This window comes from Corallococcus sp. AB038B (assembly GCF_003668955.1).
GTDB classification, from domain to species: domain Bacteria; phylum Myxococcota; class Myxococcia; order Myxococcales; family Myxococcaceae; genus Corallococcus; species Corallococcus exiguus.
On record NZ_RAWO01000270.1, the window covers coordinates 1 to 402 of the forward strand.

The 402-nt window shown below is 71.6% G+C and carries 1 protein-coding gene; it reads left to right on the forward strand.

Features of this window, described 5'->3' with window-relative positions; translation table 11 throughout:
- On the forward strand, positions 1-319 hold a 319-nt coding region (locus tag D7Y04_RS44865), incomplete at its 5' end, for a hypothetical protein (RefSeq protein WP_158627706.1).
- Between the last annotated feature and the right edge of the window lie 83 nt (positions 320-402).

Genomic DNA, 402 nt, shown 5'->3' on the forward strand with positions numbered 1-402 from the left:
GGTCCTCGGCGCGGGCCCCATGACGCTCGCGGTGGCGGGTGACGCCATCGCCGCCCCCACGGACTCGTTCCGGGACATCACCTTCACCCCACGCAAGGGGCACTCCCCGAAGCTCCAGGCCGTCTTCGTGGCGACGGGTTGCTACGGCACCGTCCCCAAGGAAGCCCTGACGCAAGAGGTGGCCGGGCAGCTCGTCCTCGAGGAGAACAGCGACACCCGGGTCCGCGGGCGCCTGGTGCTGCGCAGCGTCGGGAAGACGGCGGGCCGCTGCTCGGGAGATGGGGCGGAGGTCGCGCTGAGCTTCGACGTCGCGCGCTGACCCGCTCCTTCAGCGCTTGCGGCCCAGCAGCTTGCGAATCTCCGCCAGCGACGCCGCCGTCACCGCTTCAATCCCCTGCTCAC